This window comes from Lacibacter luteus, assembly GCF_004118265.1.
Classification (GTDB): domain Bacteria; phylum Bacteroidota; class Bacteroidia; order Chitinophagales; family Chitinophagaceae; genus Lacibacter; species Lacibacter luteus.
On record NZ_SDHW01000001.1, the window covers coordinates 1132323 to 1152241 of the forward strand.

10 protein-coding genes are annotated in these 19919 nt (G+C 41.5%); all 10 read right to left on the reverse strand.

Going from position 1 to position 19919, the window contains the following annotated elements:
• Window positions 1-14: 14 nt before the first annotated feature.
• On the reverse strand, window positions 15-1271 hold the full coding sequence (locus ESA94_RS04310; protein ID WP_129129612.1) for a DUF2264 domain-containing protein: 1257 nt from the start codon (window positions 1269-1271) through the stop codon (window positions 15-17).
• A gap of 76 nt (window positions 1272-1347) precedes the next feature.
• On the reverse strand, window positions 1348-3507 hold the full coding sequence (locus ESA94_RS04315; protein WP_129129613.1) for a family 43 glycosylhydrolase: 2160 nt from the start codon (window positions 3505-3507) through the stop codon (window positions 1348-1350).
• 21 nt (window positions 3508-3528) lie between these two features.
• Window positions 3529-4386 (reverse strand): glycoside hydrolase family 16 protein, encoded by an 858-nt coding sequence (locus ESA94_RS04320; RefSeq protein ID WP_129129614.1) that lies wholly within the window; start codon window positions 4384-4386, stop codon window positions 3529-3531.
• A 114-nt stretch (window positions 4387-4500) separates the two neighbouring features.
• A complete protein-coding gene (locus ESA94_RS04325; RefSeq protein WP_129129615.1) occupies window positions 4501-7629 on the reverse strand; it encodes a glycoside hydrolase family 2 TIM barrel-domain containing protein in 3129 nt (1042 codons plus the stop codon).
• Between the two features lie 95 nt (window positions 7630-7724).
• Window positions 7725-8876, reverse strand: a complete 1152-nt coding sequence (locus ESA94_RS04330; RefSeq protein ID WP_129129616.1) for a glycoside hydrolase family 88/105 protein — start codon at window positions 8874-8876, stop codon at window positions 7725-7727.
• Between the two features lie 8 nt (window positions 8877-8884).
• Window positions 8885-10204, reverse strand: coding sequence for a BNR repeat-containing protein (locus tag ESA94_RS04335; RefSeq protein ID WP_129129617.1), 1320 nt, complete (start codon window positions 10202-10204; stop codon window positions 8885-8887).
• 12 nt (window positions 10205-10216) lie between these two features.
• On the reverse strand, window positions 10217-11989 hold the full coding sequence (locus ESA94_RS04340) for a RagB/SusD family nutrient uptake outer membrane protein (RefSeq protein ID WP_129129618.1): 1773 nt from the start codon (window positions 11987-11989) through the stop codon (window positions 10217-10219).
• A gap of 22 nt (window positions 11990-12011) precedes the next feature.
• Window positions 12012-15137, reverse strand: a complete 3126-nt coding sequence (locus ESA94_RS04345; protein WP_129129619.1) for a SusC/RagA family TonB-linked outer membrane protein — start codon at window positions 15135-15137, stop codon at window positions 12012-12014.
• Window positions 15138-15168: 31 nt separating this feature from the next.
• Window positions 15169-16929, reverse strand: coding sequence for a RagB/SusD family nutrient uptake outer membrane protein (locus tag ESA94_RS04350; RefSeq protein WP_129129620.1), 1761 nt, complete (start codon window positions 16927-16929; stop codon window positions 15169-15171).
• An 11-nt stretch (window positions 16930-16940) separates the two neighbouring features.
• Window positions 16941-19718 carry a SusC/RagA family TonB-linked outer membrane protein gene (locus tag ESA94_RS04355; RefSeq protein WP_164972644.1) on the reverse strand — a complete coding sequence of 926 codons (2778 nt, stop codon included), beginning with the start codon at window positions 19716-19718 and terminating at the stop codon, window positions 16941-16943.
• Window positions 19719-19919: the final 201 nt, after the last annotated feature.

A 19919-nucleotide genomic window follows, 5' to 3' on the forward strand; every position in this document is an offset into this window, starting at 1 on the left:
ACAACTCTTCAACTTTATTTAAGACCACTTGCATGATCGCCGGGAAAATCCTCTCCCGCCCATATCTTCTGTGAACTGAATTTCTCAGCAGGCTTCATCCAAAAATCATCAGTAGCTGGCAAGCCTAATGGCAGAAATATATTATCACATAAATAAGGACTTCCTGCATTGTTGTAAGAGTCGCCGATGCTTAATTGTTCACCATAAAGTCCAAATGTAAGCCAGCCGTTCGCATCGTAAGTAGTAGGACTTTCCAATGTTTTTTGAATGACAGCCGTAAGTGCACAACGAACAGAAGCAGGCGATAATTGAGCAGGCAGTTTTTTTCTCCATGCCATATCTGCTAAATGATGAAATGCAGCGCCACGGTAAATGATCGAACGACCGGTGGCCGGATAGGTACCATCAGCATTAATGAGTCGTTCCTGAATCACAGCATAACGTTCGTTGCGTTTATAGATATTATCGATCATCGCATCATAAGTCTTTGTCTTTTTGCTGATGACCTCTGATATTGTTGCGAGGTAAGGATGTATCACAAAGCTGTTGTAATAATCAAATGCATAAGATGTTCCATCCATATAAATGCCATCGCCTACATACCATTGTTCTAACTGGCGCATCGCATAATCAACACGCACCACATCCCATTCATATCCATATTTTGCAAAGAAAGCTTCGTTCATTGCAGTAAACAATAACCAGTTACTGAATGCAGGACGGAACTGGCGTGTAGTGCGAATGGAAGCAATCAATTTTTCTTTCGTTCTTGCATCAAGATGCTCCATGATCCACGGAGCCCTGATCAATCCAACTGCTACAAACGATGCATCCACTAATTGTTGACCACCGATATCAAACTGCATGAAATCTTTTTTGGTACTGTCAACTGCATTAGCAAGTCCCTGCAATACCCATTCTCTGTATTGATTACGCAATGCTACTTCTTCCGCATTACCACTGTTATCCTGCAACCAGGGAGCTATTCCGCTTAATACACGGCCTAATATTTCGAGATAAGCCACCTTCTTTCTGTGTTCAGGATTATCTGATTTTATAGACACCCTCGTAGGCATATTGATGCGTAAGCTATCGTGTGCAAGACTGCGAACAACAGGCCGCACCATCTTATCCATTTGTTGCAGCCAGAACTTACGGTCTTCAGCACCTGTAGCCAACACAACTACTGTTTCCTTTTTTACTTTTTGTTTTTGCGACCATGCTTGCACGGTTACAAACAAAAACAGCATAACAGGCAGCAATTTTTTCATGACCATTTTTTGAGTGAATGAATTTAATTTATTCCGAACCCATCTTTTTTTTGGCGAATTCCTGGATCGGTTAAACTTACTTCAACGGCTTTACACCTTCATGTGTTGGTGTTACCTGTTTAATACTTCCATCGGCATTAAATTCCATTTTATCAATACACACTTCACGGTTAAACCCTGCAGCACTACCCATGGTAATTCCTTTTGGATAATTGAACCGGTGATACACGATATACCATTCATCTTTACCGGAAATTTGCAAAATAGAATTATGTCCTGTGCCATAAATACCTGTTGATGGATCTTTAGCTATCACTAGATTGTTTGCAGGAATATTGATAGGGCCAAGCGGCGATGTGGATGTTCCGTAACGCACACGATAGTTTTCGCTGCGTGTATCATCTTCACTCCATAAAAAATAATAAACTCCATTGCGGAAGAACACCGTTGTTCCTTCACGAAAAGTTCTGTCAACTTTGATCGTTTGCAACGTTTCCTGCTTCAAGGAGATCATATCTTCATTCAATTCGGCTACAGCCATATAACCATTGCCCCAGTACAAATAACTTTTTCCTGTTTGCGGATCGGTGAATACTTCCGGATCAATTTCCTGTCCGCCTCTTACTCCTTCCGGTTTTTTATCGATCAATGCTTTGCCCATATCTACAAACGGACCAGCAGGATCATCTGCAACAGCTACACCAATTTTTTGTGCAGCTGTGAAGTAGTAAAAATATTTGTACTGTCCGTTTACTTTCTTTTCAATAATGCAGGGTGCCCATGCATTTCGTTTTGCCCAGCTTACATCTTTCAGCAGATCAACAATTACACCTTCATCTTTCCAATTAACTAAATCGGTTGAAGAAAATGCTTTAAAGTAAGTGCCCGACCATCCGTTAAAGCCATCGCTTGTTGGATAGATATAATACTTCTTTGTTTTTTCAGAATACAACACATCAGGATCAGCAAAATATCCTTCCAGTACAGGATTGTGATTTTCTTTTGCAATCACATTCCATGTTTGCGGTTGTTGCCCTTTAATATTCACAACATACTTCACCGCTGCTTTTGAAAAGTCCTGTGCTGTTGCCGGTGAAACGGTTGTTGAAGGCAATAAACGAAAAGCAGGATTGAATGCCTTGAGATTTGTTCCTGGCTTTACTGACAGATAAACTGTTTTATTCACCGTATCAACTTTGGTGTTGATCTTTTTTATTTGTGTGGATGTAGCGTTGCCCAGCACATCTTCCGCAGCGCCCCATTTCTTCATCAAACGTTCTGCTTCTGCAGTTGTGATCGACATCACCGTTCCATGACGTGGATGAAAATTCATCGACACTTCTTCATCAACTACAGTGAATGCTTTTAAGTCCTTTGTTTTCGTGAACTGATACTTGCCACTGGTGTACATGTCATACATCAATATAAAACCACTCCCATCATTCAGCTTAAATGTGCCTGCACCTTCAACCGGACTTTTTGTTTGCTGCACATAGTCGGGGCTTTGCATTTGATAGCCACCGGTGAGTTTATCGGACACAGCTACTTTTATTCCGGGATGACGATCTTCTGTTTTAAAGAACAAATAAAACTTACCATCTTTCTCTGCAATATCACCATCAATACAGGCAGCATTATCCGGACTGTAAAACAATTGCTTGGGTTCTGCTTCCAGATCAGTAAAATCTTTGTTGGCATAAGCATAGTAGATCTTATCCGGATTTTTTCCATGTTGCATGGAAAAATAAATCATGTATTTTTTTGCAGCCGCATCGTAAATGGTTTGCGGTGCCCATACACGCAACAAACTATCCTGACCTGCAAATCGTTTTTGAATATTTACAACAGAAGAAGTCCAGTTGATGAGATCAGTTGATTTCATTAATACCATTGCACGGTTGGAGCTCCAGCCATTAGCAGAAACCATATCCGTAACAACCATGTAAAAGGTTTTACCATCGGCACCACGTAAGATATGCGGATCACGCACACCACCTGTTTCACTGATAGCTGCTGATTGAATAATGGGCTTACCACTATTCAATGCACGATAGTTGTAACCATCTTTGCTGATGGCAAAACAGATCTGCTCTTCTGCTTTTGCATTACCTGTGAAATACGCAAACAGGTATGCTGAATAATTTTCTTTGGGAGATACTTTCTTTGTTTGTGCTGATACACTTAAACACAGTGCTGCAAAAAGCAGCATTAAACCTTGCTTGCGTCTGGCTGTCATCGTTTATTATTTGTTTGCATTTTATTTTTTTTGATACACCCTTACATAATCCACTTCAAATCTGTTTGGAAAAGGAGTAGATGAAGGATCACCTCCATTCATACCTCCCAAAGCAAGATCAAGCAACATGTAATGCGGTTGCTTGAAGGGATTAAAATTACTGCCGTCTTTGTTTACCAACGCATCGAGATTTACTTTATTCAGTAACTGTTCATCGCAATACAACGCAATGTATTCTTCTGTCCAGTCCATGCGCCACACATGAAACGCATCGGCCCATTTTTTTCCACCAAGCGAATCGATGTTGAAGGTATTGCTGTACCATTCAGCTTTTCGGTTACCGCCGAGGCAGGCAATGTTTGCCAGCAATTTGCCACGGTAGTATTCCATAATATCGATCTCGCCATTGCCGGGCCAGGGTTTGTTTACACCCAGCGTCCACCATGCAGGCCATAAACCACTGCGTATGTCGATGCGTGCACGCATTTCGAAACGGCCATACAACCACTGACGTTTTCCGGCAGTGATCAAACAAGACGAAGTGTATTCGATGGTTTCCCGTTTTCTTCGCCAGTCGTTTGCGCCCGCCTGGTAACGAGGATTTGGTTTCTGTTCTTTTCTTGCTTCGATCACTAATGTGCCGTTTTCACAAAATGCATTCTCCGGTTGATACCATTGTAATTCTTCGTTGCGTACAAAACCACGTTCGTAACTCCAGTTGGCCGTATCGGGTTTGCCGTTGCTGTTAAACTCATCGGCCCACACTAATGTATAACCATCTGTCGTAACAGTTGTTTGTTTTGTTTTACCTGCTGCATGCCTGTTGCAGGAAGCAATAGCCAGGACCAGGAATGTATAAATGCAGTAGCGAATGATCATGATTGTAAAACGATTTATAAGTGGCTCTTAACTTGGTGTCCTTTATGCACCCCTGTTACACGAAGGATACAGAGCATACATAAAGGACACAGATTTTGAATGGATGTACTAAAACTAATTCAACAAACGAATAATATAACTGTAGCTGTATTTTTTATCAAGCAAACGATATTGATCGTGTGGCAATGCACCCCAGCTATCATCGCCTCCAACACCTCGTTGTTTGAGATCGATGTTGAGATAAACATTTCTATCCGGAGGAAGATCGGTTGGATGCTGTTGCTTTTTGCTTAAACCCGGATCAAGACTTTCAACCGAATGATTGATAGCAGTAAAACTGATAGGCTGCACACCTTCAATACGCAAACCATTACCACGACGGCTTGTTAACGTAAACCAACGTACATCGGTTTTGTTTCCACTCTCCTGCGGACGGATATAACCCGCATAGAACTGGTTGCTTACATTATCGGCATAAACACCGAGGAATGAACTCTCTTTACGATCGATATAGTTTTCCCAAGGACCACGACCGTAGTAACGTAAACTATCAAACTGCGAAGGCAATTGCATACGCATACCAAAGCGTGGAAGCTCGGGCAAATCTCTTCCCGTCATATCCATTGATGCAGTTACTTTAATACTGCCATCATTCTGAATTAAATAATCGATGGTGTAAGGAACTGCAATGCCTGTTAATTCATATTCCACTTTTACAGCAAGACCTTCGGCTGTTTGTTCACCTGCTTTTACTGATTTTACTTTTCTGTTTTGATGTGCATTGCGCCAGATACCTAAGTTCCATGGCATACCGTTGCCAAAATCGTTATCGGTTGGTGAGCGCCAGAAATAAGGTTCAGGAAAACGACCTAACTGCATACCATCTTTTATTCGATAGTTGCGGATAGCCCCTTGCTTCAAATCAATTTCACCACTAAGATTTCCTGATTGGAAACTGATCTTGTCTGTTTCTTTCTTGATCTGCAGTTCAGCTTTTGCAGCAACAATCGTTTGGAAATAATTTCCTTTCACAGTAAACTGCTCATTGGCAATTGCATGACCAAGTGGTAATACTGCCGATGATGACAGTTTCGAAACTGTTGCAACAACATTCAGGAAATACTCTCCTTCTTCTTTCAGTTTATCGGCAGGTAATTCAAGCGTTACGTCTTTTTCAGCGTGTGGTAACACATCTGCTTTAAATACACCTGTATGCACCACTTCACCATTACGCAACAAGGTATAAGCAAAGTTGTATTGATTAGTGTTTGTAAAATCGAAACGGTTCTTAACCGTGATGATTCCTTTTGCAATATCCTTTGCATAAAAATCAATTGGCTGATACACTTTCTTCACTTCGTACAAACCCGGATCAGGTGTACGATCGCTGCTAACTAAACCATCGGCCACACCGTTCTCATCATGCTGCCAATAGAACGCACCGAGATCTCCACCGTATGCATAAAATGTTTTGCCGTTTGCATCTTTTGTTTCAATTCCCTGGTCAACCCAATCCCAAATGAAACCACCCTGCATATGTTTGCTGCTGCGGATGATATCGAAGTAAGTGCGGAAGTTACCATTACTGTTGCCCATTGCATGCGAATACTCACACATAATGTACGGACGTGTTTTTGTTTTATCATCCGCATAACGTTTCATGTGACCAACACGTGGATACATAGGACAAACAATATCTGTATTCCAGTCTTCACCTGCCTGTTCAAATTGTACAGGGCGACTGTTATCTCTTTCTTTGATCCATTTGTATGCATCATGAAACACCAGACCGTTACCACATTCATTACCTAAACTCCAGATGATGATAGATGCATGATTCTTATCACGCTCAACCATGCGTTTGATACGATCCATATGTGCAGGTGCCCAATCAGCTAAGTAAGCAGGATGTTTTGCTTTATCGAACCATGCCTGGAATTCTGCCCCCATGCCATGTGTTTCAATATTTGCTTCATCTACCAAATACAAGCCATACTCATCACAGAGTTTGTACCACAATGGATCATTCGGATAATGTGATAAACGAACTGCATTGATGTTAAACTCCTTCATCAGTTGAATATCTTTCAACATCAATTCCTTTGAAGTTGTGTGACCGGTAACTGCATCATGTTCGTGACGGTTTACACCACGCACTTCAATTGCCACACCATTTACCAGCAGTTGTGCATTTTTAATTTCCACTTTACGGAAACCAATTCTTGTTCCTGTATAGGTTGTTTCATTACCGCTTGTATGTGTGATGACACAGTTATAAAGATTCGGCGTTTCACCACTCCATTTCAATACATTCTTAATTGTTCCTGCAAAAGAAATTTTCTGCACACTGTCTTTACCCGGTACATATTCTTTCTTTTCTGAGAATACTTTTTTGCCTTGCTTATCAAACAACTCAACTGTAACTGTTCCTTTGTTTTGATTGCTGCCTGCAAACTGGCGCAGATCAACATCGGCACTAAACAAACCATTTTTGTATTGTGCATCGAGATCAGACTTTAAGAAATAATCCCATACCGTTGTCTTTGGCATCGCAAACAAAAACACATTGCGTTCAATACCGCTGAAGCGCCAGAAATCCTGGTCTTCTAAATAACTTCCATCATGCCAGCGAAACACTTGTACCGCCAACAGGTTCTTTCCTTTCTGCAAGTATTTTGTGATATTGAATTCAGCAGCAGTTTTTGATGCTTTGGTCATGCCTACTTTCTGTCCGTTTACATAAATAAACGCACAGCCACTGATAGAACCAAAATGAAGGATCACTTCTTTATCGTTCCAGTTATCTGCAACGGTAAATTCTTTACGATAGGTTCCCACAGGATTATTCTCCCCGATAAAAGGAGGATTTCTCGGATGTGGGTAGGTAATATTTGTATAGATAGGAATACCAAAACCCTGCAACTCCCAATTAGAAGGCACAGCAATTTCTTTCCATGCTGCCGTATTAAGATCGGTACGATAAAAATCTTTGATGCGGTCTGCATGTTTATCTACATAAGTAAATTTCCAGGTGCCATTCAACGATTGATGAAACGCTGATTTACTGTAATCATCTGCAATAACATCCTGTTGTGAATTAAACAACATAAACGAAGCATGTGACGCTTCCTTGTTTACATCGATCAACTGATGATTTTCCCAATCGTTTGTTGTTTGTGAAAAGGCTGTACTGTTAAGAAGCAGCAATGCTGCGGTACATAGACTAACTACTCTGCTGAACATATTTTCGATTTAATACTTTTTGTGTTTTTGTTTAAGAAACCGGCTGTAGAAACAGCCGGTTTACGATTAACTACTGATATGAAATTGTCTCTTTCTTATTTCGTTTCACTAAAGCGAACCATTTCGCATGCGGCCAGTAAAAAAGCACCTACACCAAAGTTTGCTGTAGAGTTTTTATCAACCACTTGTCCGGGAATAGCCCTTTCGCCAATTGGTTGCACATAACCGATCTTACCATCGGGCTGCAATGCAATTGTCTGCAGATAATTCCAACCTTTTAATGCTGTTGCTTTATAAGTTGCTTTATCTAAATAACCATTGTTCATTCCCCACAAATACGCATAGGTGAAAAATGCAGTGCCGCTTGTTTCATAACCCGGCGCATGTGCTGTATCCATAATGCTTCTTGTCCAATGACCCTCTGCCTGCTGATAATTTATTAATGTTGCTGCCATGCCTCTGAATTTTTCTACGTATTCGTTGTAATGCGCATCATTCTTCGGCAAGTCTTGTAACACTTTTGCTAAACCTGCAAACACCCAACCGTTACCACGTGCCCAGAAATCTTTTTTACCATTGGCACTTTTGTGTTTGGGGTACACATACTTTGCATCACGGTAATAGATCTTCTCCTCTGCATCGTACATAATGCTGTTGGCATAAGTATAGTATTCGTAGAGTTTGTCGAGATAAATTTTATCGCCTGTGAGTTTATACATCTTCGTCATTACCGGCATCACCATGTACAAACCATCGGCCCACCACCAGTATTTATTTTCAGCAGTGCTCACCTGGTAACTCATCACTTCTTTTGCACGTGCAATCTTTGTTTCGTTTGGCTCAAGATTATACAGGTCGATATAGGTTTGAAAGCAGATCTGCCAATCGCCGAACAATACATAATCATCCTTCTCACCATAGTTGAATTTCCATTCGGCTTTATTATTACTCTTTGCACCTTTCCATTCATTCCTCACCGACCATGCTTCTGAATAATTTTTATACGCTTCCTTCTTTGTTAATGCATAGGCTTCCATATTGCCGGTATGATAAGCAGCATTATCCCAAAAAGCCCGGCCATGTACAGGATTGGTTGTTTGCCAGTAGGTGTTGGCTTTATCAATGATGCTCAACAACGTTTCTTTCGATACTGCTATTGTTGTTTGTTTTGATGAACTGCAGGAACTTACTGCAATCATCAATACAACAACAGCGATCAAATTTCCCATATGAATTACCTTCTTCATTCAGATATTTATTTTTTTAAACGCCACTCAAGCACCTGTACCATTTGTGGTTTTGTATTCACCACTCCTTCTCCATCGGCTTGTGTAACCTGTTGCACAAACAAATGCAGTTGCTGTTTTGCTTTCCACAGTTCTGTATCATAGCTTGGCTCCCATGCGCCAACAGCATCGGTAGTGAGATCAATAATTTTCCAGTTTGATTTTTGTGGAGTACCGCAGGCAATGGAAACTTTATTGCCCCTTTCTGCATCACGAAACACTAATACGATTTCTTTTTTCTTTCCGCTGCCGACACACAACACTTGCGGTCTTGCAATCGGTATTTGTTTAGTACCTGCACCACTTAAACTGAAATCGCTTGTACGAAAACCAAGATCAGTGACAGCCCAACCCTTTGTTGTTTTACTGATGATCTTGTATTGCGGCACATTGTTCTTTCCTTTCCAGTAACTCGCAATAACAGCATTGCCATCAGCATCAGTCGTCATAGATGTTTGGTTGATGAGTTCGCTGCTCTGCGGAATGGTACAAACAACTTCTGCTGTTGCCATGCGTATCGGCAACTGATACAATTCACCCGTTGATTTTTGCCAGCTGCGTCCACCATCTTTCGACAATGCATAACTCATATCATGATTACTGGCCACATCCGGGCTTTCACGCCACACCCATGAAACATGAATGGTTCCTTTTGCATCTACACAAGCCTGCCAGTAAGCATTACGTTTTCCTTCACCATCAATTAAGTTTGTTTGAACACGACTCCATTGTTGTATTGCAACATCGTAACGGTTCATCACCATATTACCATTGCCCGATCCGCCATCACGATAAAAGAACAAGAGATCACCATTGGGCAAATGATAAAACTCAGGATAACTCAGTTTGTTTTCATCCTTACCCGTCATCGGCATTTTCTCTGTCAACTCCAGCGACAACGGCTCTTTACTTTTTACATAACGCAACGGATGATTGTGATGATCCCACGCCATGTGCAGGTAACCATTTCCATCAACAGCAATACTGATGCTATTATGTGCATCTTTGATACTGCCTTTGTAAGCAGTGCGTTTTAATTCCCAATTTTGTTCATTCAACTTTCGTTTACCCAACACCACAAATCCATCTGCATCGTAATAGCTGATAAACTGAACATCTTTATGTGTTACCAATGAGTTCTTACGAAACACAACGGTATTAACAGAATTACCTGCCCAGCCTTCGCCTACATTCACCTGCGTTGCATTTTGTACAGTTGATTGCGCAACTGCAACCAAACAATGCAATTGAAAAGCAAATAACAGGAACAGGTAATTCGTAAGCTTCATCTGTTTTATTTTTTACCAACCGGGGTTTTGTAACATCGCCGGCATTTTATTGATCTCTGCACTTGGTATCGGCATCAGATACATTTCCGGACGGAAGTTATGACGACGGATAGACTCTCTTCTTTCGTAAGTATATGTAGCGTTTGAGTTCTTTGTAATCTTCATCACTTTATTGTACTGGTTGTTTGTAACCATCGCAATTTTCCAACGGCGTATATCGTGCCAGCGATGATCTTCAAACGCCAGTTCAATACGGCGTTCGTTACGTACTACTGCACGCATTTCTTCCTTCGTCATGTTTTCTTTTAAACCATACATGTTGTTTGCACCGGGATCGATACCCGCACGTTGACGCAGTTCAATCAATTTCGGATAAGCCAACGCAGTTTGTCCGGCTTCGTTAATTGCTTCTGCATAGTTCAATAAAATTTCTGCATAGCGTATCAGCGGCCATGCACGGTTTGTGTTGGCACTGCTGTTTGCACTGATCATCGAATCGCACATTTTACGACTGAAGTAACCTGTAGTTGTACCAACATCAAATGCATCCTGTGTAGCAACAGGTGCAGGAATGGTACCGGTACCGTTTACAAAAGTATATACCGGAGAAAGACCACCTGTGGCATTAAAATAACTTGAACCATTGTAGATAATGGAATTATTAAAACGGGGATCACGGTTTACGTAAGGATTGGTTGCACTGTACCCAGATGCAGCATTAATTGTACCATCGGCATTGAAGGGTTGCAAACCATTCTTCATCGGGAAACAATCAACAAGATCCTGCGTTGGTAACGAACGGTTAGAGCTTCCACCTCTTGTACGTGGATTATAATAACCTTCAAAATCTCTGTTCGGTGCACGATAGTAACCAAAAATGTATTCAGGATTTACACGTTGTAAAAACATATTGTAAAAGCCATAACCGGGCTTGGTCGTATTGTCAACCATCAACGAATAAGTTCCGCTGCCGATAACTGCATTCGCTGCATCTGCAGCAGCCTGCCAATAACTTGTATTTGCAGCCGGGTAACTTACCAATGCTTCTGCCTGGTGACCGGGAATAATACATCCACCGTTAAATAAAGGGCTTGCAGCATAAAGCAATGCTCTCGACTTTAATGCCTGGCAAGCCCCTTTTGTTACCCGTCCATAATCAATGTCGTTCGGGTAGATTGCAGGCAACAATGCTGCTGCCTTATCAAGATCATCAGTAATAGATTTAACTGTATTTGCAAACGTTTCTCTTGGTAAATTGATGATATCATCTTTACCATATACTTTATCGCCAACCACAGGCACACCGCCATATGCAATTAACAGCTGTGTATAGTACCATGCACGTAAAAACAATGCTTCGCCTTTTACACGTTCCTGCAAACTAGCAGAAAGCGGAGTACTTGACAGTTTCGATAACAACAGATTTACTCTGCGGATATTGGTATAAGGTGTGTTCCAGAAATCGCCAACAATACCTCTTGTATCGTAAGTTGTTGGAGAAATAGAACCGTTGTATAAGATTACTGCAATTTGTGCAACACCTGAAAGTGTATACTCTGCATCATCCGTTGCCTGCTCGGTATTACCATGCGAATCCCAACGGCCTTTATTAAAACTGAAAGCAATATCGGAATAGATACCTGTTAAGAATGCCATGGTGCGGATACTATCTGTAAACACCATGTTTTCATCCAGCGCAATCGCCTGGCCGTCGAGAAAAGAGTTTTGCTTTTTGCAGGCTTGTAAACCTGTAAGCAAGGCCAGTAAAAAAATGATCTTCTTCATATCTTAATGATTTCGGATTGAATTAAAAAGTAACGTTTACACCAAAGTTTACACTCCGTTGTGGCGGATAAATTGTACGATCGGTATTGGTTGAAATTTCCGGATCGAACTCATACAACTTGTCAAGCTTTGTCCATGTAAAAAGATTGTAGCCGTTTGAATAGATGCGGATATTATCAACCTTTAAACGTTTGATCCATTTCTGCGGAATGGTGTAACCAACCTCTGCTGTTTTTAAACGCAGGAAATTTCCTGAAATGAAATAAAATGTTGAAGGGAATGATAACGCATCACTCGGGCCTGCCACCAACGACAGTCTTGGGAAGCGTGCATTATTTCCTAATTCAGGAGTCCATGCATATTTATGAACCTCCTGCAGGTTTGATGCAAAAGGACGGATCGCTTCTGCAACAGCACGTACATTAAAGTTCATTGAACCCTGGAAGAATGTGTTTACCGAAAATCCTTTGTAGTTAAATCCGATCTGGAAACCAAATGTTGTATTAGGTATGTTTGGATAACCTGTTACTTCAGTATCAAAGCCATCAATTTTTCCATCTTTGTTCAGATCAGCATATTTTAAATCGCCGGGGTAAGGTGTTTGACCGGGCCTTGCACTGTTGGCAATATCTGTACTGTCAGTATAATAGCCGATCCAGCGGTACACACGTTGCACACCAATACTGTTGCCGGTTAAAGCCTGGTATTTGTTTGCATAATTCGGTTCGTCCATGAAAACAATTTTGTTTTTTGCAAACGAATACGTTGCTTTTAAACGATACTGAAATTCACGACCGATCTTACCATTGTAATTCAATTCAACTTCAAAACCTGTATTGTCAACAATACCAAGATTTACAGGAGGCAAACTTTGACCGAATACGGCCGTAACAGTTCCTCTTGCAGTAAGGATATCGTAACGTTGGTTTTTGAAATATTCCAATGTACCTGAAAATTTGTTGCCAGCTAACCCAAAGTCTAAACCAAGATCAAACTTCTTTTCTTTTTCCCAGGTAACCTGGTCGTTACCTAAAGCACCTTCACGAATACCGGTAAAGCCATTGCTAGTTGTACCGAAGTTGATGGAACCGGAATTGCTCCATGTTGGCAAATAGTAGTAAGAAAAGCCACTGCCGAATTTATCGTTACCAACTAAACCATACGATGCACGGAGTTTTAAGTTGTTAAAGTTGCGGAGTAGTTTTTTTGCAAAATCTTCTTTCGCAATATTCCATCCTGCAGATGCTGCAGGAAACAATCCGAATCGATTTGCTTTAGCAAAACGATCAGATCCGTTGTAGGCCGTGTTAAATTCAACAAGATATTTTTCTTTGAAGTTATAACCCAAACGGCCTGTAAACCCACGGTAATTATTCGGAATGAAATTATAAATAGCGTTGGAGCTGAAACGCAGATCGGTACCTTGGCTTACCAGTGCCAAACCATATACATGATGTTTACCAAATGTGCGATCGTAGTTTAAAAACAGCTGTGCTGTTAATGTACGGATGGTACTTCCTGCACCATATCCGCTAAAGAAACGACGCACACGATACACGTTCGGGTCTCTTGGAGTATAAGTGTAGGTAGATGTTGCTGCATCGTAAGTTGGTATAAACGACGGAAACTGATCCCTCGTCATACTTCTTGAATAACCATAACTGCTTGCATAAGCTAACGTACCCTTTAACGAAAGACCTTTCGTAAGAAAGTCGAGTTTTTGTGTAGCAGTAGTAATTAAGTTCATGTTGTTTTCGTAGTTACGGTTGTAACCATACATAGTTAAACGGCCAACAATGTTATTGGTGTTGTACGATGCGTTGTTATACCCACCGTTCACCTGCCATGTGCTGTAACCATAAGTCCCATTGGGATTATATACCGGATAAGCAAACGGAGCTAACGAATAAAAACTGCTGTATTCATAAAACACATCGTTATAACCAAACGGGCTACCAACATTTGGTGTGTTAATCTCGCCGATGTTGCCGTAAAGATCAAGACGCAGATCGGTTGTATTGGTTACTTTAATATCGAGGTTACTGCGGTAGTTGTAACGCATGTGATAATAGTTGCCGTTTACATCCTGCGACTTGCTGAAATTCTTGATCATACCATCCTGGAACAAACCACCAAGCGACACAAAGTATTTTACACGTTCTGTACCACCGCTGATATCGAAGTTGGCACGGTACTGTTTGCTGAATTGTTTGAACAATGTACTGTACCAATCAACATTGGGGTGACCATAAGGATCGGTTCCGTTTTTGTAGTGATCAAGATCTGTTTGTGAAAACCGTGGAGTAAACCCTGTTGCAGGATTGATCTTGTTATCGTTGATCTGCGCCTGGTTGTACAACAGAGCCGATTCGTATGCATCGAGATAACGTGGAATTTTTGTTGGCTGTTGTAAACTCGTTTCAATTCTTGCAGAAATTTTTGGCGCACCAATTTTACCTCTGCGTGTAGTAATAATTACCACACCGTTCGCTCCCTTTACACCATATACTGCCGTTGTGGATGCATCTTTTAAAATACTCAGCGATTCAATTTCGTTGGGATCGAGTCTTGCAAACTGATCGTAACTGAATTCAATATCATCTACAATGATCAATGGTGCAGTAGAACCGTTATACGTGCTGATACCACGTACAAAAAACTGTGCACCATCTGCACCCGGACGACCGGAAGGCTGCACCGAGAAGAAACCTGGCAAACGACCGGCCAATGTATTCTGCAAACTTGCCGATGGATTATCACGCAGCTCTTTACCTGCCACACTACTTACCGAACCTGTTGAGGTAACTTTCTTTTGCTTGGCATAACCAACGATCACCACATCTTCGAGCCCACCTGCATCGGGAGTAAGCGCAACACTTATTTCCGATTTGTTTGCAACATTTACCTGCATTTCCAGGTAACCCACACCTGTAACAACAAGTATATTACTCTTTCCCTTTAAAGTAATTTTAAAACGGCCATCAGGACCGGTTACAGTTCCATTATTTGTAAGGCCTCTTTCAACCACACTGGCACCAACTACAGGACCCGCAGAATCGGAAACCAAACCGGTAACAACTCTGTTCTGTGCCTGCAACTGTGCCATTGCAAGCAGTTGAATAAACAGTATATAAATTATTTTTTTCATTGTCTTTTTTTTAAGCTGTTAGTTTGATTGATTACCATCCTTCGTTTTGAATGAGCGCAAGATTCTTGATCATCTCATCGTAAGGAATCGGCATGTGATACAATTTCGGATCAAACTGAAGTGTGCCCACCTGTACTTTCTGATAGGTAAGTGTACTTCCCGATAAAGTGATGCGCATACCAAATACAGGAGCAGCTAACTCAACAGCAGCTGTTTTCCAGCGGCGGATATCCCAGAAGCGATGCTCTTCAAATGCCAGTTCAATACGACGTTCGTTACGTACCACTTCACGCATTTCGGTTTGTGTAATGCCGGCACGTATACCATAACGGTTATTGCTGCCCGCAGTAATTCCTGCACGTTTACGGATTAATCCAATTTGTGTAACAGCATCTTCCACCCTGCCCACTTCGTTTAATGCTTCTGCATAATTCAACAATGTTTCTGCATAACGGAATATGGGAAAGTTGTGACTTTGATTTGAGTAAGTAGAACCTGTTGGAAAGTTGCCCAAAAATTTACGCAGGTAATAACCTGTTTTTGTTTGTACTGCTGTAGAAGAGGTGTTTGGTTTATCACGACCACCTTCATAAGTTTCTACTGTACGGCCTAACCATGCATAACCATTGCGGAACACCGTTACATCCAAACGTGGATCACGGTTTGTATAAGGGTTACTTGCGCTGTAGCCCGACGCTGTGTTGATTGTACCATCCGCATTAAACGGTTGTAAACCATTCAGCATCGGAAATGCATCTACCAGGTTTTGCGTTGGGCTTGTAAAACCCTGGCTTGCAGCAACACCTGCAAAACCTACAGGTGCCTGTGTATTTTCCAAGCCGGTATTATTGGAGCTTTGTTTAGCAAGAATAATTTCTGCATTCTTCTTTGTAATAAAAGTTGATGCAAAGAAATTAGGCGTGCCTGCATCGTTTAATTTATAATATGCAAGATTGCGTAATTCCTCAGCCGCTGCAATTACAGCATTCCAACGGTTTGCATCGTAAGCAGGATAACCTGCTAACGCACGCTTTACAGGATCGGTTTCAATACCACCACCATTAAACAACGGACTTGCAGCGTATAACAACACACGGCACTTTAATGCGATGGCTGCACCACGTGGTACTCTTCCCCAATCGCCATCAGCAATCGCTTCTTTGCGTAAGCTGTCTTTTACAATATTGCATTCGCTTACAATGTAGTTTACACATTGCTCAAACGTGTTACGGGGAATCTGCAGATTGTCATCAAGCGTAAAAATTTTATCGCCGATAAGCGGTACTCCGCCATAACGTTTCAGCAATTCGAAATACATAAGTACACGGATAAAACGGGCCTCTGCTCTCCAGTATTGACGTGTAAGTTTTGCCTGTGCAATTGTTGCAGCATCTGTTTCAACAATAGGAACTTTGTTGATGTTCTGCATAAAAATATTTGTACGGCGGATGCCTGCATAACTGTTTCCCCAATAAGGATCGGGGTTACTTACCACACTTACACGGCGATTTGTGTAATACTCCACCAAGGTATTGTTACGGCTTGGTATTGCATCGCCACTTGCAGCATCTAAGAAATCGCCGCCAATACGGTTAAAGCCGTTGGGGATATAATTATAGAGATCATTTAAGTTAAATGCAGCTACTGTACCCAAACGATCCAATGTATCGAACACAAGATCCGACCCAAACCAATCTTTCGGTACGGTTTCTACTTTTTTACAACTGTTGGTAAACAACATTGCCAGCAGCAGACTGCAAAGAGCAGCTTTTAAAATTATTCTTCGTTTCATATAGCAGCGTTTTACAGTTTAATGTTTAAGCCAAAGTTTACTAATCGTTGCATGGGGTAACTGAATGCACTGATCACTTCCGGATCACGATCGTCTAATTCTTTAGAGGCGAGTGTAAAGAGATTATAACCTCTTGCAAACAGGCGGATGTTATCGAGCTTAATCCGTGTGATCCATTTTTGCGGAACACTGTAACCCAGTTCAATTTGTTTTAAGCGTACGTAATCGCCATTACGTAACCAGAAAGAAGATTGCGCATGATTGTTACCGTTAGAACCAAGATTAAGACGGGGATATGTTGCTGTTGCAGCAGTTGCAGGTGTCCAGCGGTTGAGATTATTTTCATATGCCTGGCCGAAACCATTGTTCTGGAAAGCCCAGATGCTTGAACCGCCAACATATACATCACGATTGGTTACACCCTGAATAAGTGCACTGAAATCAAAACCCTTAAACTCTGCACCTAACGACAATCCAAAGAAGATAAGCGGCTGGTATTTACGACCAATTGCTTTCTCATCGAGCTGATCGATAACACCATCTTTGTTGAGATCTTTGTATTTAATGTCGCCGGGTTGTGGCGTATATCCAACAGTTGTTGCACTGCGGTTAATTTCATCCTGTGTTTGAAACAATCCATCTGCTACATAACCAAAAGTTTGTCCAACTGCCCAACCTGTACGCTGCATCCAGTAATACGGACGAAATACTTCATCCATATAAATCACTTTGGTACGCAACACACTTGCATTCAACAAGGCAAAGTATTGAAATCCTTTTGCTGTTTTTTCCTGCCAGCCCAGTTTAAATTCGGAACCTGTGTAACGGTTAATACCAATGTTTTCACGAGGGTAAGTGTTACCGATAATGGAAGAACTGCGGCCACGGATCTGTAACAGATCGAAATACTTGTTATTGAAATATTCAACTGAAAAAGTTAAGCGATCATTTAAGAATGCGGCATCAACACCTGCATTAAACTTATTTGCTTTTTCGAAATCGATGTTCGGATTTGCAAGAGGTTGTTCGGTAATAGCAGTTTGCGTTCCGGCAGAAGTACCGAAGTACGGGCTGCCTGCATCAAAGAAGCGTTGGTAGTAACTGAAATATCCGGGATCATCCCAACCTGTTTTACCAAATGAACCATAAAGCTTTAAACGGCTGATGAATTTCTGCTGTGCAAGAAACTCTTCCTTATCAACATTCCATGCTAAACCTGCAGCAGGAAAAAATGCACGTTTAAAATCGCCTGAAGGAGGATAGCGGTTAGAACCATTGTATCCAAACGCAGCTTCTGCAACATACTTCTCATTAAAATTATACGATGCACGACCCGAAATACCACTGATGGTATATGGAAGATCGCCGCCACTAACACTGTTTTCGCTGTTTGCAAGAACTATTGCATTAACACCGTGTTTACCAAATACACGATCGTAACCAACAGAAAATTCAGTGTAGTTGTTACGTCCCTGGTAACCGATGCCGTTGCCGTTTGCCTGCGTACCGTTTACACCATACTGATTGTATGTTACCGGATTGGTAGTTGTGATGGCTTGAAAAACAGCAAATGATTTACTGCGGTTAATATCTTCGGACAGTGTTGCGTTGAAGGATGTTTTTATTTGAGCGTACAAACCGGGAGTAATACCATCGAGTTTTTGCTGGAGGTAAAAGTTGGCCAACATATCACGTTTGTAGTTTAAGCGGTAACCCGAAGCAATGGTTTGTGCAAGAATATTATTCTGAAAAAGATTGGTACCACCAAACGTTCCTGTAGGATTATAAACAGGATACGAATTATTGGGCGTGTTTATTAATGAGCCTAAAATAGAAACTGTGCCGCTGCCGGGCTCTGCACCACTGAGAATACGGCCTAATAAATAAATACCACCGCTTAATGCTTTTGTTACATTGATATCAACATTACTGCGGATAACGTAAGATTTAAAATTATTATTGGTATTGTAATTATTCTTATCGGATGTTACAAAGAACCCCGTTTGGTTTACATGCTCCAGCGAAACATAATAACGGGCAAAGCCGTTACCGCCCGATGCATTTAATGAGTAGCGATCGAAACGAGAACTGTTTGTAAGCACCTGATCTCTCCAGTTAACATTGGGATGACCTAAAGGATCGGTTCCGTTTTTATACGCATCCAGATCGGCTTGGGTATAGCGTACAGGTACGCCATCGTTTAACGATGCTTCGTTATGTAAGGTAGCATAGTCGTAAGCGCTCAGTGTTTTTGGAAAACCTAATGAACTTTGAAAACTTGTTTGCGCAGTAAACGAAATACTTTGTGTTTGCGGCTTACCTTTTCGTGTAGTAATTAATAATGCACCATTGCTGCCACGCATACCCAGCATAGCTGTACTTAATGCATCTTTTTGCAGGGTAACACTTTCAACATCTTCCAGATTAAAAATGCTGAGGTTGGCCACCACACCATCAATAATTACCAACGGATCCTGGCCACGCAAACTAACCGATGCGCCATCGGCACCGGGTTGGCCCGAAGCCTGGTAGCTGTACAAGCCAGCCATACGACCGGTTAATGTACTTTTTACACTTGTTACCGGCGACTTTAAAATGTCTTTTGAGTAAAGCGACTCGGTTGAGGTTGCCGTTAAATGTTTCGGCGCAGTCGTGTAAATCAACTGAACCGGGACAGCAGCCGGCTTGCTGCTATCTTTTTTTTCTTTCTTTTCCTGGGCAGAGGCAAACGTACCCATGCTTATCGCACAGGCAAAAAGCAGCAGTGCCCTTTTGGGGGTTCTAGTCATAATCGGAATGTTTAGGGGCTTAGTTTTGGCAGTAACGGAACCGGGGAGTAACTGCATTTGCCTTTCGGCAGGCAGGGCTGGTTCCTTGAACTTAAAATTGAATAATCTCATACAGCAAGTAATTTCTTAGCAATCATTAATGTGAAAATCGGATTTAAAAGTACAAATGACGGGAGGGGTAAAAAGGGGGCTATACAGTAC

What these genes read in the sequence shown, in the direction of transcription:
- ESA94_RS04310 (WP_129129612.1), bottom strand. Translation starts at nt 1,271, where the DNA reads ATGAAAAAATTGCTGCCTGTTATGCTGTTTTTGTTTGTAACCGTGCAA.
- ESA94_RS04315 (WP_129129613.1), bottom strand. Translation starts at nt 3,507, where the DNA reads ATGACAGCCAGACGCAAGCAAGGTTTAATGCTGCTTTTTGCAGCACTG.
- ESA94_RS04320 (WP_129129614.1), bottom strand. Translation starts at nt 4,386, where the DNA reads ATGATCATTCGCTACTGCATTTATACATTCCTGGTCCTGGCTATTGCT.
- ESA94_RS04325 (WP_129129615.1), bottom strand. Translation starts at nt 7,629, where the DNA reads ATGTTCAGCAGAGTAGTTAGTCTATGTACCGCAGCATTGCTGCTTCTT.
- ESA94_RS04330 (WP_129129616.1), bottom strand. Translation starts at nt 8,876, where the DNA reads ATGAAGAAGGTAATTCATATGGGAAATTTGATCGCTGTTGTTGTATTG.
- ESA94_RS04335 (WP_129129617.1), bottom strand. Translation starts at nt 10,204, where the DNA reads ATGAAGCTTACGAATTACCTGTTCCTGTTATTTGCTTTTCAATTGCAT.
- ESA94_RS04340 (WP_129129618.1), bottom strand. Translation starts at nt 11,989, where the DNA reads ATGAAGAAGATCATTTTTTTACTGGCCTTGCTTACAGGTTTACAAGCC.
- ESA94_RS04345 (WP_129129619.1), bottom strand. Translation starts at nt 15,137, where the DNA reads ATGAAAAAAATAATTTATATACTGTTTATTCAACTGCTTGCAATGGCA.
- ESA94_RS04350 (WP_129129620.1), bottom strand. Translation starts at nt 16,929, where the DNA reads ATGAAACGAAGAATAATTTTAAAAGCTGCTCTTTGCAGTCTGCTGCTG.
- ESA94_RS04355 (WP_164972644.1), bottom strand. Translation starts at nt 19,718, where the DNA reads ATGACTAGAACCCCCAAAAGGGCACTGCTGCTTTTTGCCTGTGCGATA.